At 67.4% G+C, this 16,108-nt stretch carries 16 protein-coding genes; 2 read left to right on the top strand and 14 right to left on the bottom strand.

What is annotated here, in order from left to right; translation table 11 throughout:
* Positions 1–370 precede the first annotated feature (370 nt).
* The 13 genes from QZY48_RS29880 to QZY48_RS29940 all read right to left on the bottom strand — a co-directional run bounded on the left by QZY48_RS29880 (position 371) and on the right by QZY48_RS29940 (position 11,993).
* On the bottom strand, positions 371–610 hold the full coding sequence (locus tag QZY48_RS29880) for a hypothetical protein (RefSeq protein ID WP_295437478.1): 240 nt from the start codon (positions 608–610) through the stop codon (positions 371–373).
* An 82-nt stretch (positions 611–692) separates the two neighbouring features.
* Positions 693–1,847 carry a TIGR02221 family CRISPR-associated protein gene (gene csx2 / locus QZY48_RS29885; protein WP_295437480.1) on the bottom strand — a complete coding sequence of 385 codons (1,155 nt, stop codon included), beginning with the start codon at positions 1,845–1,847 and terminating at the stop codon, positions 693–695.
* Complete coding sequence (locus QZY48_RS29890) at positions 1,829–2,038, bottom strand: hypothetical protein (RefSeq protein ID WP_295437483.1); 210 nt, start codon at positions 2,036–2,038, stop codon at positions 1,829–1,831. Before QZY48_RS29890 ends, csx2 begins: the two co-directional genes overlap by 19 nt.
* Before the next feature lie 29 nt (positions 2,039–2,067).
* On the bottom strand, positions 2,068–3,096 hold the full coding sequence (cmr6, locus tag QZY48_RS29895) for a type III-B CRISPR module RAMP protein Cmr6 (protein ID WP_295437485.1): 1,029 nt from the start codon (positions 3,094–3,096) through the stop codon (positions 2,068–2,070).
* On the bottom strand, positions 3,093–3,497 hold the full coding sequence (gene cmr5, locus QZY48_RS29900) for a type III-B CRISPR module-associated protein Cmr5 (RefSeq protein WP_295437487.1): 405 nt from the start codon (positions 3,495–3,497) through the stop codon (positions 3,093–3,095). Before cmr5 ends, cmr6 begins: the two co-directional genes overlap by 4 nt.
* Entirely contained in the window at positions 3,494–4,372 is an 879-nt protein-coding gene (cmr4, locus tag QZY48_RS29905; RefSeq protein WP_295437489.1) for a type III-B CRISPR module RAMP protein Cmr4, read from the bottom strand. Before cmr4 ends, cmr5 begins: the two co-directional genes overlap by 4 nt.
* Before the next feature lie 46 nt (positions 4,373–4,418).
* A complete protein-coding gene (locus QZY48_RS29910; protein WP_295437490.1) occupies positions 4,419–5,546 on the bottom strand; it encodes a type III-B CRISPR module-associated Cmr3 family protein in 1,128 nt (375 codons plus the stop codon).
* A gap of 140 nt (positions 5,547–5,686) precedes the next feature.
* Entirely contained in the window at positions 5,687–7,504 is a 1,818-nt protein-coding gene (cas10, locus tag QZY48_RS29915; protein WP_295437491.1) for a type III-B CRISPR-associated protein Cas10/Cmr2, read from the bottom strand.
* Positions 7,501–8,796 (bottom strand): type III-B CRISPR module RAMP protein Cmr1, encoded by a 1,296-nt coding sequence (cmr1, locus tag QZY48_RS29920; RefSeq protein ID WP_295437492.1) that lies wholly within the window; start codon positions 8,794–8,796, stop codon positions 7,501–7,503. The genes cas10 and cmr1 overlap by 4 nt, the downstream gene beginning before the upstream one ends.
* Before the next feature lie 132 nt (positions 8,797–8,928).
* Entirely contained in the window at positions 8,929–9,939 is a 1,011-nt protein-coding gene (gene cas6 / locus QZY48_RS29925; protein WP_295437494.1) for a CRISPR system precrRNA processing endoribonuclease RAMP protein Cas6, read from the bottom strand.
* A 154-nt stretch (positions 9,940–10,093) separates the two neighbouring features.
* Positions 10,094–11,263 (bottom strand): ATP-binding protein, encoded by a 1,170-nt coding sequence (locus QZY48_RS29930; RefSeq protein ID WP_295437497.1) that lies wholly within the window; start codon positions 11,261–11,263, stop codon positions 10,094–10,096.
* A gap of 157 nt (positions 11,264–11,420) precedes the next feature.
* Positions 11,421–11,840 (bottom strand): universal stress protein, encoded by a 420-nt coding sequence (locus QZY48_RS29935; RefSeq protein WP_295437500.1) that lies wholly within the window; start codon positions 11,838–11,840, stop codon positions 11,421–11,423.
* A gap of 3 nt (positions 11,841–11,843) precedes the next feature.
* Positions 11,844–11,993 (bottom strand): DUF3096 domain-containing protein, encoded by a 150-nt coding sequence (locus QZY48_RS29940; protein ID WP_295437503.1) that lies wholly within the window; start codon positions 11,991–11,993, stop codon positions 11,844–11,846.
* A gap of 234 nt (positions 11,994–12,227) precedes the next feature.
* On the opposite strand from QZY48_RS29940, the gene QZY48_RS29945 reads away from it, so the two are divergent.
* On the top strand, positions 12,228–13,859 hold the full coding sequence (locus QZY48_RS29945) for an MFS transporter (protein ID WP_295437505.1): 1,632 nt from the start codon (positions 12,228–12,230) through the stop codon (positions 13,857–13,859).
* 310 nt (positions 13,860–14,169) lie between these two features.
* On the top strand, positions 14,170–14,796 hold the full coding sequence (locus tag QZY48_RS29950) for a hypothetical protein (RefSeq protein ID WP_295437508.1): 627 nt from the start codon (positions 14,170–14,172) through the stop codon (positions 14,794–14,796).
* A 248-nt stretch (positions 14,797–15,044) separates the two neighbouring features.
* On the opposite strand, the gene QZY48_RS29955 is transcribed toward QZY48_RS29950, so the two are convergent.
* Positions 15,045–15,467 carry a hypothetical protein gene (locus QZY48_RS29955; RefSeq protein WP_295437509.1) on the bottom strand — a complete coding sequence of 141 codons (423 nt, stop codon included), beginning with the start codon at positions 15,465–15,467 and terminating at the stop codon, positions 15,045–15,047.
* Positions 15,468–16,108: the final 641 nt, after the last annotated feature.

The raw sequence follows: 16,108 nt of genomic DNA on the forward strand, positions 1-16,108 counted from the left end.
ATTGAGGCGGGTGGCGAATCCTGCAACCCGCTGAATCGCAGCCTCCCAAGTGCCTATTGTTGTCGCTTTCCTGCGCCGCGGAGGAAATCTGCCAGTGCCAATATTCTATCCCAAAAAGCGGGAAACTTTTACTCAGAAATCGCCTAAGGAACCGCGCCGTTATGTCACGCCCTTTCAGGGCTAAGGTCTGCGATAACCCATACCCAGGGCGTTGCCCTGGGCTGGTATGTTCGACCCCGTTGGGGTCGATACGCAAGATAAGCTGAAACGGGGTACTAGTGACGATGCGGCGTTATGGCTCAAGCCATTTCATGACCTGTAGGGTATGGCGGGCGAAGTGGTTGAATTCGGTGTCGTTGAGGGCCTGAGGTTAATCCCAGCTCGTCCGTTCTGCGGCAAGGTAGGAATCCACCTCTTCCTTGGTCAGGCGCTTGCGCGGCATCCGATCGAGTGCGGCGAAGAGTTCGCTCAGGGTCTGCCCGACCCGGACCCCAGGCGGTTGAGTTGCCAACACGATCACCTCGACCTCCCCGAGCGGTATCTCCTCGGGGATCTCGATGCGCAGGCAGCGGTCGGGGCCCACCACGGCAGTCAATCGAACAGCTTGCATGTCACTCCATCCCGGCTGAGCCCGAGTGGACCTGGGGCACCTGTGGATCACCAGCGGTCTGTGACCGGATCGATCTGTTCATTTATGAGAGTTTCCGCAGCAGGTCGCGCAGGGTGCTGTCCAGCATCTCTCTGGTGCTGATGATCTTGAGTATCCTCGCATCCGTAGGCCGTACCCCGTGGGCCAGGGCGTTGCGCAGTTGGCTCAGGATCCAGAATGAGGTGTCGGACTTTAGTTCCGCGCGGGCCTCGTCCCGGAACTGATAATCGTTGATGTTTCCGCGATCTCTGGCCACCTTGGCAGTAATCGCCGACTCTTGGGCGTAAATCGCCGCGCGCAGGTAGTCCTGGCGGTCCATGTACTGCTGGGCGAGGGTGCGCTCCCAATCGGCCCGCGCGCTGCCCCGATACCAACTGACACGGCTGTTGAGCGCGTCGCTGAATAGCGCCACGGCGGGGTCGTCTGATGGAAAGCGGTCGGCACGTCCCGACCAGGTGGTGAGTTTTTCGCGGGCCTTGACCGGGTTGCTGGTCCGCTCAAAGAACGCGGCCTCGTCAAGCAAGGTACCGGCGGGGCCGAGGAGGGGCGCGAAGGCCCCATAGTCCCCATCTTTGTCGTAGGTGTGCAGTGCCTGTAGCCAGTCGGCGATGTGCAACAGACCAGCCAGGTCATGCACCGGGGCCTCGCCGCTGTCCGGGTCAAAGGCTCCGTACCAGATGTCGCCGATGTCCGCACCGCGCACACTGCGTAGGTGCAGGGCAGCGAGGATGGCGAGCATGGGGAGGTGGCGAAAGCCGTGGGTCACGTCCAAATCGACGCGGTCGCCCGGACCAACGTGGTCCGCCATGATGCGCAGCAACTCGACCTGTTCCGCGCTGTCGCGGGCGTACGGGATGAGGGCGAGGCAGACTTCGCAACCCAGACGCGCGCTCAGCAGGGACTCCAGCGGTGCCAGGTGCGCGGGGGTGACGCGCTTTTCTTCGACCGCGCCGAGCAGTTCCATCGCGGCATCGTCGGCATCACCAAAAGCGGCGTCGTCCTCGAAGAGGTGATCCCACATGCTTCCCGGCGTGCCGAGGATGACCAGGCGGTCGGGGTTCAAGCGGCGTTGCAGTGACCAGCCGAAAAAGGCGGTTGGGGGCTCGTCACTGCCGTCGCCGAAGTCATAGCGGGTGGTGCGGTAACCGCGCTCGCCCTTCGGGACCCGGCCTAGAAATGTCAGCAAGACTTTGGACATAGGTGTTTCTCACTGGGGATCGGCGTCGTCTCGCGCCATGCTGCCGAAGATGCGGACATCTCCGCCCGTCGGCTCATGTCGGGGCTGACCAGGAGGATGACCCGGCGCGGCGCCAGCCCCGGGTCCAGGAGCGGGGTGAGGTTGGGGGTGGGCTGGGCGGAGACCAGGCAGAGGTGGGTGGGGTCGGTCATGGACGGGTCCCATCGCAGATTCCGGCGGCCTAGTCTGGCGGGGTATCGGTGGTATAGACCGCCTTGGCCTGCTTTGCTGACTTGCCCTGCGGTTCTTGCCACCACCCATGCGCCTGCAAACGTGACCGGATATCCGCCAGCGCCGCCGCTTTGATGACGGGATCGGTGAGCTTGGCCCATTCCTCTGCCAATGCCTTGCCCCGTAGGGTTTCCTCGTCTTTCGCTTTGTTCTTGATAGTGAGTGCGGCAATGGTCTCATCGACCCAGGGGCAGGTCGGTTCCGCGGGCACGCGCGGTCGCGGGTCGAACAGGCCGTAACCGGTGCGGGTCTTGGCGCCGATACCGCGATCGGCGAGTGCGGCAATCAGCATCTGGCGGGCCAGGTCCCGCCAGGCCGGCTCGCCTTCGAGCACGAAGAGGAATGCCCCCTGGACCGCAATCTGGGCGTTGGGGATGGGGCTGTCGAAGTCGGTGGCGGGGACGCGACCCTCCTGACCGTAATACTCCAGGTGGTGGGTGGTCACGATTTCCTCGACCAGGGGCTTGTCGGCGGAGCCGGGTACCCACCAGGCGTCGTGGAAAGTCACCAAGCCCGACAGTCCATTGGGATAGTTGCCCTGCGGATCGGCGTCGGCGCCGAAAAGTTCGGCAAAAACCTCCGGGTGTTGATCACCGAATGCGCTGGCGCGGACATGCGCCTTGACGACGCCCTTGACGCTGGAGCCGGGGATATAGGGGGCGCCGTAGCTGTGGCTGATGGCACAGCCGGTCTCCAGCATACCGGCGCCGGAGAGGCCGATGAAGAGGCGGGTTTCCAGCGCCAATTCGGCTTGATTAAAGCGCATGGCGTCAGCAGTGGCGCGTTTCCAGCGGTGGTAGGCGTTCTGATAGAAAGCGCCGGTTGGGATCGCGCAGACGCGGGTGAGGTGCCTGGTCTTCGCCTCCTTGTTGTCCGCGTCATGCACCTCCAGGCCGCGCTGAATCAGGAGTCCGGGGTGGGCATTCCGGGCCTTTGTATAGAGCGGGCGCAGGGTCTCGCGCATCAGGGCCGTGGTCATGACGTGGGTTCCTCGGTCAAAGTCTCTCCGGTGGCATCCACGCGCAAGACCCCTTGGACATAGCGCTTGATCCAGGCCGATGCCTCCAGGGCATGGCGGGTCAGTTTGAGCGTCTGGACGAGGTTGGCCCGAATGATGGCGCTATGCAGCGCGGTACGGTCAGGCGCGTCGAGTGTCCCCCCGGCGCGCAGGACGGCCCCGAGGTCATCGAGCAGCGCCCGATGCTCATCCCCGTCTTTCGCCAAAAGAAAGCCGGTGGCCTGTGCCAGACCGTTCTGCAGGATCATGCCCGGCAGCTTGTGGGCGAGCGCGCCGTATTTTTTCCTCGCCGACAGGTCGCGGCGCTTCTCGACCTGGTCAAAGGCAGCGGTGGCAACCGCATGGGTGCGAATCCTGGTCATTGCGTCACCTGCGCCGTCACAAGGCGAACCAAGCCGCGTCCGACCCCCGCCTTGCCGCCGAGTTGCAGCAAGGTCCCGGTCGCAGGCAGACAGGGGGCCAGATCGTTTGCGGTGCGCCGGTCGTTGCGGTCATTTGACCCCGAGAGGGCAAACAGGCCCCACAGGACCGACTCGGCGGGGAGGTTTTCCTCGTACCAGAGCGCGCCTTTCTTGACCGTACCGGTCCTCTCGTCGATGGCGATGCGGGCACGAACCTCGGTTGCGGTCTCGGCGAGGAAGCCGAAGATATCGTCGGGCAGCAGCGCGAAGCGTTGAATGAAGTCCCTCTGCCCATCAGCGTCAGAGGGGTGCAGGGTGCGGGCGATCGTCTCGGCCCAAGCGGTGACATCCTTATCCCCTCGGGCCGTCAAATCCAGGTCCTCCAGCACGAGCTTGTCGTCGAGCAGGTTGACCGAGTCCGCGGCCACAAGCGCCGTCTCGCCTCCCTGCGCGGGGGGGAGTGGGGGTGCGTCGTACCCAGTGCGCGCCAAGTCCTGAGCGTAGCGGCGCAGGATGAAGGGCGAACTGGCGAAACAGACGATACCGGCCAGGGCGCGCACCGGGAGTGTCAGCAGGTGGGCATCCCCGACCGCCAGGGCGCCGGCAAAGGAGTCGGTCTTGCCGTCAATGCTCTGGGGGCCGAACAAGAGCGGTGCGGCCTCCGGGTGGTGTTCAGTTACCTGTTGACGCAATACGCCGCGCAGCGATGAACCGGGGACAATGGGCAGTTGCGTCGCGCGGGCCCGGGCGATCGGCAGGTCTACGACACCGGTCGACTGGCCGGTGCCGCAATGCAGGGCGGAGAGTGCGTGAAGATGGAAGAGTCTGGGTTGCATGGTGTCGTCCTGTGGGCAAATGGGTCTTGACCGGTGGCGCCGGCGCTCAGGCGGGTGGCGGGGACCAGGGCGCCGGGAGGGCCAGACCGAAGCCGTCGCGCCGGTCCTGTTCGGCATCGCATAGGCTGGTCAGCCAGAGTGAAGCGAGTGCCTGCGGGTCAGGTGTGCCGATGAGGCGGAACCAATAGGTCGCCCCGGCGCCGACGAGCTTGCGGGTGGGGCGTGGTTGCCGCCGGGCCAGGTCCCAGCCGGAATGGGGCTGCCAGCGCTCGAGCGCCGCCGCAATCAAACGCAGGCTCAGAGCGGGCGCGACCGGTGGTGCTCCCTGCCAGTCGTCGGCGACCCAGCCGGGACGATAACCCGCGGCGAAGCTTGCCGGAGTCAGCAGGGTGAGGGTCAGTCCGCCGGCCTTGGTCATCCGCTCGAACCATCCCGGAGGCGGTACGGGCCAGGTGGTTTCGGGCTCGGGGTACAAGGCGGCCAGCCGACGCTCTCCGCCCAGGTGCACCAGGCCCGCTGGGAGTGGCTCACCGCAGCGTGCCAACAGGCGTAGTCCGGACCCAGGCCGGTGCTCTTTCAACCAGGGGTTGGTCGTTTCCAGATCCAGCCCCTCGGTCTGAAACAGACGGCCGGGGTCAGCGGCCAGGGTGCCGGAATCAATGGCGACATGAGTGCGCAGGTCACCGGACGGGGGCGACCAGCCTCGTTCAGTCAGCTCTTTGTGGGACGGTATGCGGCCCTGACGAAAGTCCAACAAATGGCCGCAGTCCCACCAGGCCGGTCCCGCTCCGCCCTTGCCGCGTTCCCCCGGCGGGAGACGCACTGGCAGCAGTCCCTCCGGCAAATCCGACCCGGTGCCGGGCGGGAAGGGCTGGGGCTCAGCACGCAGGCAGCGGGCCTCATCGCCGTGGCCGCGGTAGATCGCGTCGGCCGGTTTGGGGACGAGCAGCCGCAGCTTGCCGCTGGCGTCCGGGCAGGCCAACAAGGGGCCGGCGACCGGGAGTTCGGCCAGTGCGAGCCCAAAGTCCTGGCCGGTCGCCCGCGCCCAGGCGGTGCGCAGACAGCCGGCGAGGGTCGAGGGCGGCGGGAAGCGGGCCGGATCGGCGCCCGCCTGGAAGTCGAAGGGACGACCCGAGCGCACGATGATCGGGGCCAGTGGTTCCAGGCTGACCACCCGCGTGGGTTCGACGGTCGGCGCGGCTGCTGTTGGGCGAGATTCCGGTCGCGTGGTGGCCACGACCAGAGGAGGAGTCGCAGCAGAGGATGCCGACTTACGCTTGTCGTATCGGACGCTTGACCTTCTCGGTGGCTTGCTCATGCGCGTTCTCCCAGGTCGGCGGCAGTGCGGGCGGACAACCAACGGGCCAGGATCAGGGTGTCGGCCAGTTCGGCCAGGGATTCGCCCCGGGCGCGTGCGAGGATCAGTTCCCGGATCGGCGGGGTCAGGATCCTGGTGCCGCCCTCGGTGCGCGCCCGGTCGAGCATCCGCGCGACCTCTGCCGCCCGCATTCCACCAGCAGTCGCCCCCCTGTCCTTACGCAGCCAGGCCAGACGCCGGTCGATGCCGCGCATATCATAGGCCGCGCGAGTCGGAAGTTGGCCGTCGCGGTAGGCATCGGTAAAGCCGGTCAGTGCCGCAAAGGCGGCGTCATCGTGCCATTGCGCCCGCCATTCCAGTTCACCGCCCGAGCGGATACCCAGCACAATGGCCAGGGCGTTGCGTGTTTTGTCGTTCCCGCGACCATCGCCCTTGGCGACCTTTTCGGCGCGATTGGCGCGTTCGCGCAGGGTGCCGAGCGGCTCCATCAGGTGGCCGATGCCCAGTCCGACGGAGAGTGTGGGGTGATGTTTGGGCTCCAGCTTGAGTTCAACCGCCACCGGTGCGAGCGCGGCATGGAAGGCATCGGCCAAAGCGCGCGCGCAGGGCATCGCATCGGTCAAGGGGACCAACGCCAGCACATCGTCGCCCCCGGCATAGATGGCGTGACCTCGGTGGTCACGCACGATCCGGCGCACCAAGGATGCGAAGCTGTGCAGGCGGCGGGAGATGTCCCGTGAGCGGTCGGCGCTGTCGGCGCGCGACAGGAGTTCACCCATGCGGTCGCCGTCGGCCTTGAGGATGGCGGCATAGGGCACCGGCGCGCCTCGGGCGCGAACGGTCTCAGTGAGAACTTCGCGCAACGCCAGCAATTTTTCACGCTCGTGTGGAGCGAGGGCCTCCGCGCCCTTCGCGGACAGGGCGTTTTCGAGTCGAAAGTCGTAGAGCATCTGGGCGTCGTAGGGCAGGGCCGCGTAGCAGCCCTGGTTCCCGCTGACCCGTGTCGCCAATTCCATACCAACCAGCGGCTCGTAAGCCTGCCGGAGGTCCTGCTGCTGGTCCGTCGCCAGTGCGCGAATCCAGGGGTCGGCGGCGATGCGCGAATAGGGGGTGAACTGTTCCGGACGACCCGCCAGACGCTTCATGACGCCCAATGCGTCGAGTTGTTCGCCGCGCGACAGGCCGAGTTGGCGCCGGGCGCGATGCTGTTCGCCCCAGTGCTCCGGCAGAACTGTTTCCAGCGCGCCGTCCAGCGAGGACTTCGGCAATCCTTCCGCCGTGAGTGGCCCGCAGGGCCGGCAATCGCGGGTTGCCTTGCGAGCGGCAAGGGTCGCGCCCAAGCGCTCGCTGGCCGGGGCGTAGGCATCGGGTGTCGCGGGGACCGCGGACCAGGCGGCGAAGCCTTCCAGGATGTCGTCGATCTGTGCCTCCCAAACCCCGGTGCGGAGCGGGATCGCCAGCTTATCGCGTGCCGCGGCGCCCAAGTCCGCCAGACGCGCGGCGGCAGCGGCCTTGGCGCGGGCGCACAGGTCGCGGGCCGCCCTTTCGTCCGGCAGCAATACCTCGGCACGCAGTATGTTGGCGATGTTGGCGTCGTCCCCCGGTTCTTGCCGGGGTTGCAACTCCTCCGGGTCGACCGGGCAAGGGAAGATCAGGCAACCGGGTTGCTGCGCATGGAGCACCAGCGCTGCCGCCCGCGCCGCCTCCGACAACAGCCAGGAGCCGCACCAAAGGTCGCGGGTTCGGCGGGCGGCCTCGATCAGGCTTTGTACCGGTCCCAATGATAGGGTGATGAGATAGCGCGTCATAGTCATCCCTTCTCGAAGTAGTCCATGAAGGCGGTCAGCGGATCGGTGCCGCGTCCCTGCATGGGTTTGATTTGGTCGGCCAGGGTCCGACGTTCACTGGGATCGGCGGGCCAGGCGGGTTGCGATGGACCAGTGCCGAAATCGACCCGCACGCGCAAGGCTTGCTCCCATCCAGGTAGCAGCAAGGCCGCCGGATGCCACTGTCGGCCATTCCAATACGGACGCAGGATCAGCGGGCTGGCCATGCGGTCCAAACCGGCCGGCACCAACAGTTGCTGCGACGGATCGCCGATGTTCTCGTCCTTGAAGTGAAACACGATCGGCAGGCCGAACGCCGCGCGCGGGTAAACGCCATCGACGCCATCCTTAGGCGTATGCTTGGGCGCGTGCCGTCCGGTCTGGCGGCGGATCTCATCGGCCTCGGGCCAGCGGCTACGCCCGGCGGGACTTTGCGAGCCCGGCGCTGGCAGGTTACGGCCCAGGTCAAGCTTTTGGCGAAAATCTTTGAGTCGACCGACACTCATTTTCCAGGCATGGTCGGAGGTCGTGTCCGCTGCTCTCAGCAGGAGTCGACCGCCGCGGTCGGCGACTTCAGTTTCCGTTACCGGCGCCAGACCCTCGACCTTGACGGCCCCCAATCCGCGCCGGGTACGCGCACCGACCCCGCCAAAGCTTGCCCACCAGCGCAGCGCCGTTTCGATCTCATGGCGTTCGGTTTCGGTCAGGTCGGGATGCAAGCGCAGGCGCAGCGAGAAACCCAGGTTCGCCAGCGCCAGGCGGTGCGGCGGGATCTCCTGATGGCGCTTGTCGGGGGTCAGTTTGCCCTGTGCCGGGAACAGGGCGTAGCCCTCCGCCCAGCCAGCCACCTCGGGCATGGTTCTAAACTCTCCCGCCTTCTTGTGATTCGGCGTGTAGACGAAAGCGGGCGCAACGTTCATGCCGACGACCTTGTCGACACGCACGGCCACCTTGCTTGTCGTCGGGCCAGTACTGGCAATCCCGCCCCAGATCGCGACTTCACGCTGGAACATCGCCTCTGATTCGCCTTGCGTCAGGGCTGCTGAGGTCGGGATGGGGCCGCAGGCAATACGCCACCAATAACGCAATTGACCGCGGATTCCAGCGACACGGACCGGCAACGTTTCATCCACCTGGCCGGGCCGTACTCCACCGCCATAGAGCGGCGTTACGAGTTTGCAGGGCAAAGTCCGCCAGGTGTGGCCATCAGACTGCCCGCCGCCCGCCGCCCAAGCGGCTCGGGCGGCGTCCAGCGGGGCGGCTTGGTTGGGCTTTCTCACATGCGTTCTCCGTCTTGTGTCATCTGCGTGGGGCGTTGAGAATCGATTGGTCAGTTGGCGGGTGTGACAGGTATCATCACCCGCGCGGACGGCATCCGCGGCGCACGAAAAGCTTGTCGTGCTGAGCCCCAATCAAGCAGGTGTCGCATCTGAACGACCATCCGCCGCTTGCAGGCGATAGGCCCCAAGCCCAAACGCGGTGCCCTTGCCGACATGGGTCCATTGGCCAGCCCAGAGCACCGGCCAGACCTCGGCCAGGGCGGGGCCCTGGATGGTCAGTTCTCCGAGCAGGCCGCCCAGTTGCATCAGGCTGCCCTGGCGCGAGGAGTAGCGGGTCCAGTCGTGCCAGCGCAGGCGGCAGTCGTGCAGGGCCAGGCCGTCCATCAGGGGTGCGGCCCGGGACCACTCGAAGGTCTGCGGCTGGCCGCCGTAGAGGGCCGCGAGACGTAGCAAGCGGATGTAGAGGGGGTGCAACAGGTCGGTCAGCGTGAAGTCGCGGGGTGCGATGAAATGGCCGTCGCGTTTGATGCGCAAGGGGGTGCTGAGGTGCAGTCGGGTCGCGGCCGGGGCCGGCGGCGCTGGGGGGTTGAGGGGGGCCGCTGGTTGCTGCTGGTACTGCCCGGTTCCGGGGTCGTAGACCTGGACCCAGGTGTCCGACCCGGGGGCTGACTCCCGGTGCAGGGCGGCTACCGCGAAGCGGCCATGATCCCGCCCGATCCCAAGCTGACCGGCGTTCGCCAGGGCGTGAATCAGGTAGGGGGCCTGGTCGATGGCCGTGCCGAGCAGGGTGATGCCGAGGTCGAGGTGGTCGCCCGCCGCGTGGTGCCGGGGCGCCCGGGGGTCGATGTCGAGCACATAGGGATGGGGCAGGGCGCTGAATCCGGCGCTGTCATGACCGGGCGGGGGCGGAGTCTCGAACAGGAGGGAGTAGCAGCAGGCATGGGTCAGGAGGCACCCGGCGCAGGTCGGCTGGCGGGTGACGCAGACGGTGCGGCGCAGCCCGTGGCCGAGTAGCCCGCGCCAGGCGGAGCCCGCGTACTCCGGCAGTTCGATGGGGTCCAGGGCGCGCAACCGGAAGCGCAAGCGCGCTATTGCCGGAAAGCCGGCGGGGGCTACTCGACCCCGATGATCGTCTTCGCTCATATCGGTCCTCGATCCGTCAAGTCCACTGCTGCGCGTTCAGGTGTCCATCACCCCCATGCGGCTGACACATGCGATGGCGGGGAACTACCCTGTGTATCAGTCTCCATAATAACCCGAATTCAATTGCGCTGGACGCCGCACCCGCACCGCCGGCTCAGTCATCCAGGGCGGTCAGTTCCCGCGCCAGTTCCCCCACCCCGATGGCCTCGATCCCGTCGCCCTTGGGATAACGCTCCTGCCCGGCGTAGACCAGGAAGGCGCGGTCGGGGTTCAGATCGGCCAGGGCGGTGCGCAGGCCAGGTTCGACCTTGGGGGCCAGGCCGCGTTTGATCTCGATGGCCCAGAGGCGGTTGCCGGGCAGTTCCAGCACCAGGTCGACCTCGGCGCCGGTGGCGGTCCGATAGAAGCTCGGTTGGGAGCGCTCGGGGGCGGCGCGCAGCAGGGTTTCGATGACGAAGCCTTCCCAACTGGCCCCGGCCACCGGGTGTCCGAGCAGGTCGTCCAGGTCGTCCAGGCGCAGGAGGGTGTGGACCAGGCCGCTGTCGCGGACATAGACCTTGGGTGACTTGACCAGGCGCTTGCGGACGTTCGCGAAGTAGGGGGGCAGACGCCGGACGAGCAGCAGGTCGACCATCAGGTCCAGATAGCGGGCAATGGTCTTGCCATCGACGGCAAGGGCGCGGGCCAACTCGGCGGCGTTGTTCAGTCCGCCCTGGGCATGGGCGAGCATGGTCCAGAACCGCCGCAGCGTTTCAGCGGGGATGCGGGGCCCGAGTTGGGGGATGTCGCGCTCCAGATAGGTGCGGATGAAGCCCGCGCGCCAGGTGACGCTGTCGGCTTCGGTCGCGGCGAGGAAGCTGCGCGGGAAGCCGCCGCGGGTCCAGAGCCGCGACTGGTCGGCGGGGTCGACCTCGCGCAGGTCGAACGGTGACAACTCCAGATAGGCGATGCGCCCGGCCAGGCTCTCGCTCGATTGCTGCAGGAGGTCCATGGAGGCGGACCCGAGCAGCAGGAACTGCCCGGCGGCCTCGCCCGCCCGGATGCGCTCGTCGATGAGCCCGCGCAAGACCTGGAAGAGGCTCGGGAGGCGCTGGACCTCGTCGATGATGGTCAGGAGACCGCCGCGCGCGCCCAGATAGCCGCGGGCGTCCGCGAGCCGTTCGAGGTCCGCCGGGTTCTCAAGATCCAGATAAAGCGCGCCCGCGGCGGCCGGGCAGGCGCGGGCCAGGGTGGTCTTGCCGACCTGGCGGGGTCCGAGCAGGGCGACCGCGGGGAATTGGCGCAGGCGCTGTTCCAGGCGGGTCTCAAGTGTGCGGGGGATCATGGTTGCAATTGTGGAGTGCGATGCCGGATTTGCAAGTTCCATGGTCCGCGCAGCGGACCCTACGGGTGGTCCACGCAGTCCCGGGGGCAGTACACTTGATTCGCAGGCCAGGGGCTGCCGGACAATATCAGTAGGCCAAGGCGCCGATCGGCCGCGATCAGGCCCGCGGTCGCACCACGGTCACCGGGCAGGGGGCATAGGCGAGTACCCGGCGGGCGATGGAGCCGATCAGCCAGCGCTCGAACAGGGTGCGTCCGCGGTGGCCGACGACGATGTGGTCGATGCCGTGACCCTCGGCATAGCCCAGGATCTGCTCCGCCGGGTGACCCACCTTGACCGCGAAGCGGGTCTTGAGTCCCTCGACCCTGGGCTTCAGGGCCTGCAGGGCCTGGGCATAGTGGCCGCGCGCCGCGTTGATGAGGACCTCGGTCTGCTGGTCCTCGCCGATATCCGGCGGATGGGCGACCGCCAGCACGTGCAGCTCGGCGCCGTACCGGCCGGCCATGTCCAGGGCGAAATCAAAGGCGGCGCGGGCCGATTCCGAACCGTCGTAGCCGACGAGCAGCCGCGCGATCATGGCTCAGAGGTGCCGCATCAGCCCCAGGACGCCGATGACGATCAGATAGATGGCCACGAAATAGCTCAAGAACCTGGGGATGAGCAGGATCAGAATGCCGAGCAGGAGCGAGATGGCCGGCTCGATCAGGAGTTGGTTCAAGTACAGATGCATCGGATGGCTCCGGCGTCGGTTGAACGGTGTGCGCGGGTGCGCGACGCGCCGCGATGGCAGGGGGCCGCCCGCGGGCGCGCGGGCGACCCGCCCCCGCTGACGGGCGCCCATCATACCCTGAAAACACTTGCCGCACGGCGCCGGACCGGGGAGACTCGCGCCCTGACCGGGACCTGGGGCCCGGTATTTCCGCGGCGCGCCCGGCGCGGCGCGACCTGACCAGCGGACGCATCCATGGCAATCCGACCCAGTCCCGGCCCCGCGGCCTGGGACCCCTTCAGGCACCGCGCCTTCACCCTGCTCTGGGCCGCCACGGTGGTCTCCAACATCGGCACCGGGATGAACACCGTGGGCGCCGGCTGGCTGATGACCACCCTGGCCCCGGACCCCTTGACGGTGGCCCTGGTGCAGGTGGCGACCACGGCCCCGGCCTTTCTGCTGGCGCTGCCATCCGGGGCCCTGGCCGACATCTTCGACCGCCGCAAGCTCTTGCTCGCGGTCAACGCCGCCATGGCCCTGGTGGCGGCCGTCCTGGCGGTCCTGGTCGGGCTCGGGCGGATGAACGCCGTGCTGCTCCTGTGCTTCACCTTCCTGCTGGGCGCGGGCGCGGCCTTCATCACCCCGGCCTGGCTGGCCATAGTCCCGCAACTGGTGCCGCGGGCGATCCTGGGTCCGGCCATCGCGCTCAACTCCATGGGGGTCAATGTCAGCCGCGCCATCGGTCCGGCCGTGGCGGGGGCCCTGATCGTCTGGCTGGGCTTTGCCGCACCCTTCACCGGCAATGCCCTGAGCTTCCTGGTCATCGTCGCGGCCCTGGCCTGGTGGCGGCCGGCCGCCGCGGCCGGCTCCGCCCTGCCGGCCGAGGGCCTGGGGGAGGCCCTGCGCAACGGCCTGCGCTACGCCCTGCACAGCGCACCGCTGCGGGCGGCCCTGGTGCGCGGGGTCGCCTTCTTCCTCTCCGCCAGCGCCTACTGGGCGCTCCTGCCGGTCATCGCCAAGACCTCGCTTGAGGGCGGCGCCAGCCTCTATGGTGTCCTGATGGGCTGCGTGGGGGCCGGCGCGGTGCTCGGTGCCCTGCTGCTGCCGCGCGTGCAGCCGCGCCTGGGCCCCGACGGCACCGTCACCGTCGGCAGCCTGCTGACCGCCCTGGTGCTGGCCGCCTTCTCGCTGATCGCCAATCCCTATGCGGCGGCCGCCGCGTCCCTGCTCGCGGGCGTCTCCTGGATCTTCGTGCTGTCGAGCCTCCAGGTCGCGGCCCAACTGGCGCTGCCCAATTGGGTGCGGGCGCGCGGTCTGTCGCTGTTCCTGACCCTGTTCTTCGGCACCATGGCCCTGGGCTCGGTCATCTGGGGCCTGATTGCCTCGGTGCACGGGGTCGACGAGGCCCTGCTGATCGCCGCCGGCCTGGCCCTGCTGACGCTGGCCGCCACCTGGCGGGTCAGGGTGGGGCAGGGTGAAGCCTTGGACCTGGCGCCATCGATGCATTGGCCCGCGCCCCTGGTCCGGCTGGACACGCCGCAGGAGCGCGGCCCGGTCATGACGATGATCCAATACGATATCGAGCCCGCGGCCGTTGCGACCTTCCTGACCCTGATGGCGGAGCAGGCCCAGGCGCGGCGCCGACTCGGGGCCGTCCACTGGTGGATCATGGAGGACGCTACCGCGCCCGGTCTTTACGTCGAGTATTTCGTCGAGGGCACCTGGCTCAGCCACCTGCGCCACCACGAGCGGGTCAGCGGGGCGGACCGACTGCTCCAGGGGCGTATCCGGGCCCTGCATCGCGGGCCCCAGCCGCCGCTGGTGCGCCACCTGCTGGCGCCGCCGGCGGTCGGACCGGGCACGGGCGGGGCGGTGTACGGGGACTGACTGCACGCCGCCCGTCGGCGCGAACGCGATTACGGTGGGTGCAGCGGTCCGCACAGCGGACCCTACGGGAGCAACCGCCGCGCCGGGGTCGTAGGGTCCGCTGTGCGGACCATGTTCAGGTCCCCGCGCGGCCCGTCGCGGCTGAAGCCGCTCCCACAAGGTCGCTGGGCGACTGTCGCGGACCTGGGCTTGATCATGAGGGAGACGGGGGCACCTGGACCCTGGCGCTTGAGGTGCGCGGGGCTGCCCCCAGCTTCGGGGGCCTTGTCCAGTTCTCCCTCAAGCCTATCCGCAACCGGAGCCCATTGATATGCATCGGACCCATGCCCCCCGAGCCTCTTCCCATCTGCTGCTCGCCGTGGCGCTCGCGCTGCCCGGGGCGGCCTTCGCCTACGGTGAGAAGGACGCGATCCGCGACTGCGAGAGCCGCATCCGCAGCGAATACAAGTTGAGCGACCTGCGCGACGCCAGCGCGGAGCGCCTGAGCGACACCGCGCTGCACTTCAAGGTGCAGGGCCTTGCCAAGGTCGACGGGAACAAGCACCCCTGGACCTGCGAGGTCAAGAACCGCCATGTGACCGCCGCCGAGTACAGCGGGCCCAAACCCAAGGGCCTGGGGACGGCCGAGAAGCTCGCCATCGGCGCCGCCGCGGTCGTCGCCGGCGGTATCGCCGTCAACGAGATGAACAAGCAGGGGGCGGCCGGTCAAACCGCCCCCGGGGCGGGCGGCGCCAAGGGGCTCCAGGACCTGGTCGGCGCGCGCGGAAGCAGCGGCGAGACTGAACTGGGGCAGCGCGGCTACAAATATGTCAAGGGCGAAAAGGGCGGCAGCAGCTCCTACACCAACTGGCGCAAGGGCTCCCAGTGCGTCATCGTGCGCACCACCAACGGGCGTTACGCCTCGATCGTCGACGCGCCCATGGCCGACTGCCGGTAACCCCGCGGTTTGCCACCGGGGTGCCGCACAGCGCCCCGTGCGTCCGTAGTCCAATAGCGAGTGGGGGTATCGCCTCGGTTAGCCGGGTGCAATGGACTGCGCTGTCGCTTGTCCACCCTACGGCCGGCCCGCCCGCGGTGGGGCTCGTTCCCAATGGGGTTAAGTTAAGCCACGCTGGCTCCCACGCAGGAGCGTGGGAACGAGACGCCCGCGCCGGACCGCCTCGCGCTTGACTTGACGGCCTTGGGCTAGTTTCCGAACCAGCCGACGTTGTTGCTCCAGCGGTTGGCGTTGTTGTAGTCACTGCGGCGGTTGCTGTTGTAGGAGCCGTTGCCGTTATTCTGTCGGTTGCTGTTGTAGTAACCGTTGTCGTAGTTTTGGCGATTATTGTTGTAATAGCCGTTGCTGTTGTTGCGGCCGTTATCGTTGTAGTAACGGTTGCTGTTGTTGTCATTGTTCGGGGTGATGACCCGCCCGATGAGCCCGCCGACCGCGGCCCCGCCCAGGGTGCCGCCAAGGCCCCCGTTCGTGAGGGCCGCGCCGGCGACGCCGCCGATACCGGCGCCCGCCAGGGTATTCTGGTCCTGCTGTGACATACCGGCACAGCCGGCCAGACCGATCAGTGCGGCGACGGCTGCCAGGCCGCGGACGAATCTCTGTTGCGCTGTCATGTGATGTGCTCTTATTGCGTGCGGGGGATCGGGCTGCCGGGGCAGGCCGATTGAATCTGTGATTCAAGGCGCCCCGGCAGGCGTTCTCAAGCGACGGCGGCTCATCAGGAGTGACGATGCAGTGGGCCGTCGCTTGGCCTGACAGACAGATTAGCGCGCGGGACGGGCGGGGGTCGGTACGGTTGCACGCATAGTATCTCCTATTCTTCTTCGTGTCTTTGCGCCTTTGTGAGAGAATTCCTCTGCTTCCTGGCACCTGGGTACGAACCCGATGCCGTTGGGTTAAGCCACGCTTGCTCCCACGCTCCTGCGCTCATCGTTATACATAACTCCGTAAGTAACTGTTTATAAAGGCATCTGCGTTGTTGGCGAAGATTGCCGATACGTCGAAAAATCAGTGAGTTAGGCTGTCTCGCGGGCACTTATGTATAAGGATGAGCGCTCCTGCGTGGGAGCAAGAGCGGGCGCTGCGCGTCCATTGATCAGACGGGACGCGGAGCGCCCGCCCGGCATTCTTATGCAGGAGCGTCACGGCCATTAAGTTAAGCCTCACTTCCAGTCCGGCCCGGCCTGGGAGCGCCGCACCCCAGTGCGGCGCGATCTCGCAGATAACCCCGGCGGCGCGGGTTGAGCAGAGACCG

It is taken from the genome of uncultured Thiodictyon sp. (assembly GCF_903828115.1).
Taxonomy (GTDB): Bacteria; Pseudomonadota; Gammaproteobacteria; order Chromatiales; family Chromatiaceae; genus Thiodictyon.

What these genes read in the sequence shown, in the direction of transcription:
- QZY48_RS29935 (WP_295437500.1), bottom strand. Translation starts at nt 11,840, where the DNA reads ATGATCGCGCGGCTGCTCGTCGGCTACGACGGTTCGGAATCGGCCCGC.
- QZY48_RS29940 (WP_295437503.1), bottom strand. Translation starts at nt 11,993, where the DNA reads ATGCATCTGTACTTGAACCAACTCCTGATCGAGCCGGCCATCTCGCTC.
- QZY48_RS29945 (WP_295437505.1), top strand. Translation starts at nt 12,228, where the DNA reads ATGGCAATCCGACCCAGTCCCGGCCCCGCGGCCTGGGACCCCTTCAGG.
- QZY48_RS29955 (WP_295437509.1), bottom strand. Translation starts at nt 15,467, where the DNA reads ATGACAGCGCAACAGAGATTCGTCCGCGGCCTGGCAGCCGTCGCCGCA.
- cas10 (WP_295437491.1), bottom strand. Translation starts at nt 7,504, where the DNA reads ATGACTATGACGCGCTATCTCATCACCCTATCATTGGGACCGGTACAA.
- cas6 (WP_295437494.1), bottom strand. Translation starts at nt 9,939, where the DNA reads ATGAGCGAAGACGATCATCGGGGTCGAGTAGCCCCCGCCGGCTTTCCG.
- cmr4 (WP_295437489.1), bottom strand. Translation starts at nt 4,372, where the DNA reads ATGCAACCCAGACTCTTCCATCTTCACGCACTCTCCGCCCTGCATTGC.
- cmr6 (WP_295437485.1), bottom strand. Translation starts at nt 3,096, where the DNA reads ATGACCACGGCCCTGATGCGCGAGACCCTGCGCCCGCTCTATACAAAG.
- csx2 (WP_295437480.1), bottom strand. Translation starts at nt 1,847, where the DNA reads ATGTCCAAAGTCTTGCTGACATTTCTAGGCCGGGTCCCGAAGGGCGAG.
- QZY48_RS29950 (WP_295437508.1), top strand. Translation starts at nt 14,170, where the DNA reads ATGCATCGGACCCATGCCCCCCGAGCCTCTTCCCATCTGCTGCTCGCC.
- QZY48_RS29930 (WP_295437497.1), bottom strand. Translation starts at nt 11,263, where the DNA reads ATGATCCCCCGCACACTTGAGACCCGCCTGGAACAGCGCCTGCGCCAA.
- QZY48_RS29890 (WP_295437483.1), bottom strand. Translation starts at nt 2,038, where the DNA reads ATGACCGACCCCACCCACCTCTGCCTGGTCTCCGCCCAGCCCACCCCC.
- QZY48_RS29880 (WP_295437478.1), bottom strand. Translation starts at nt 610, where the DNA reads ATGCAAGCTGTTCGATTGACTGCCGTGGTGGGCCCCGACCGCTGCCTG.
- cmr5 (WP_295437487.1), bottom strand. Translation starts at nt 3,497, where the DNA reads ATGACCAGGATTCGCACCCATGCGGTTGCCACCGCTGCCTTTGACCAG.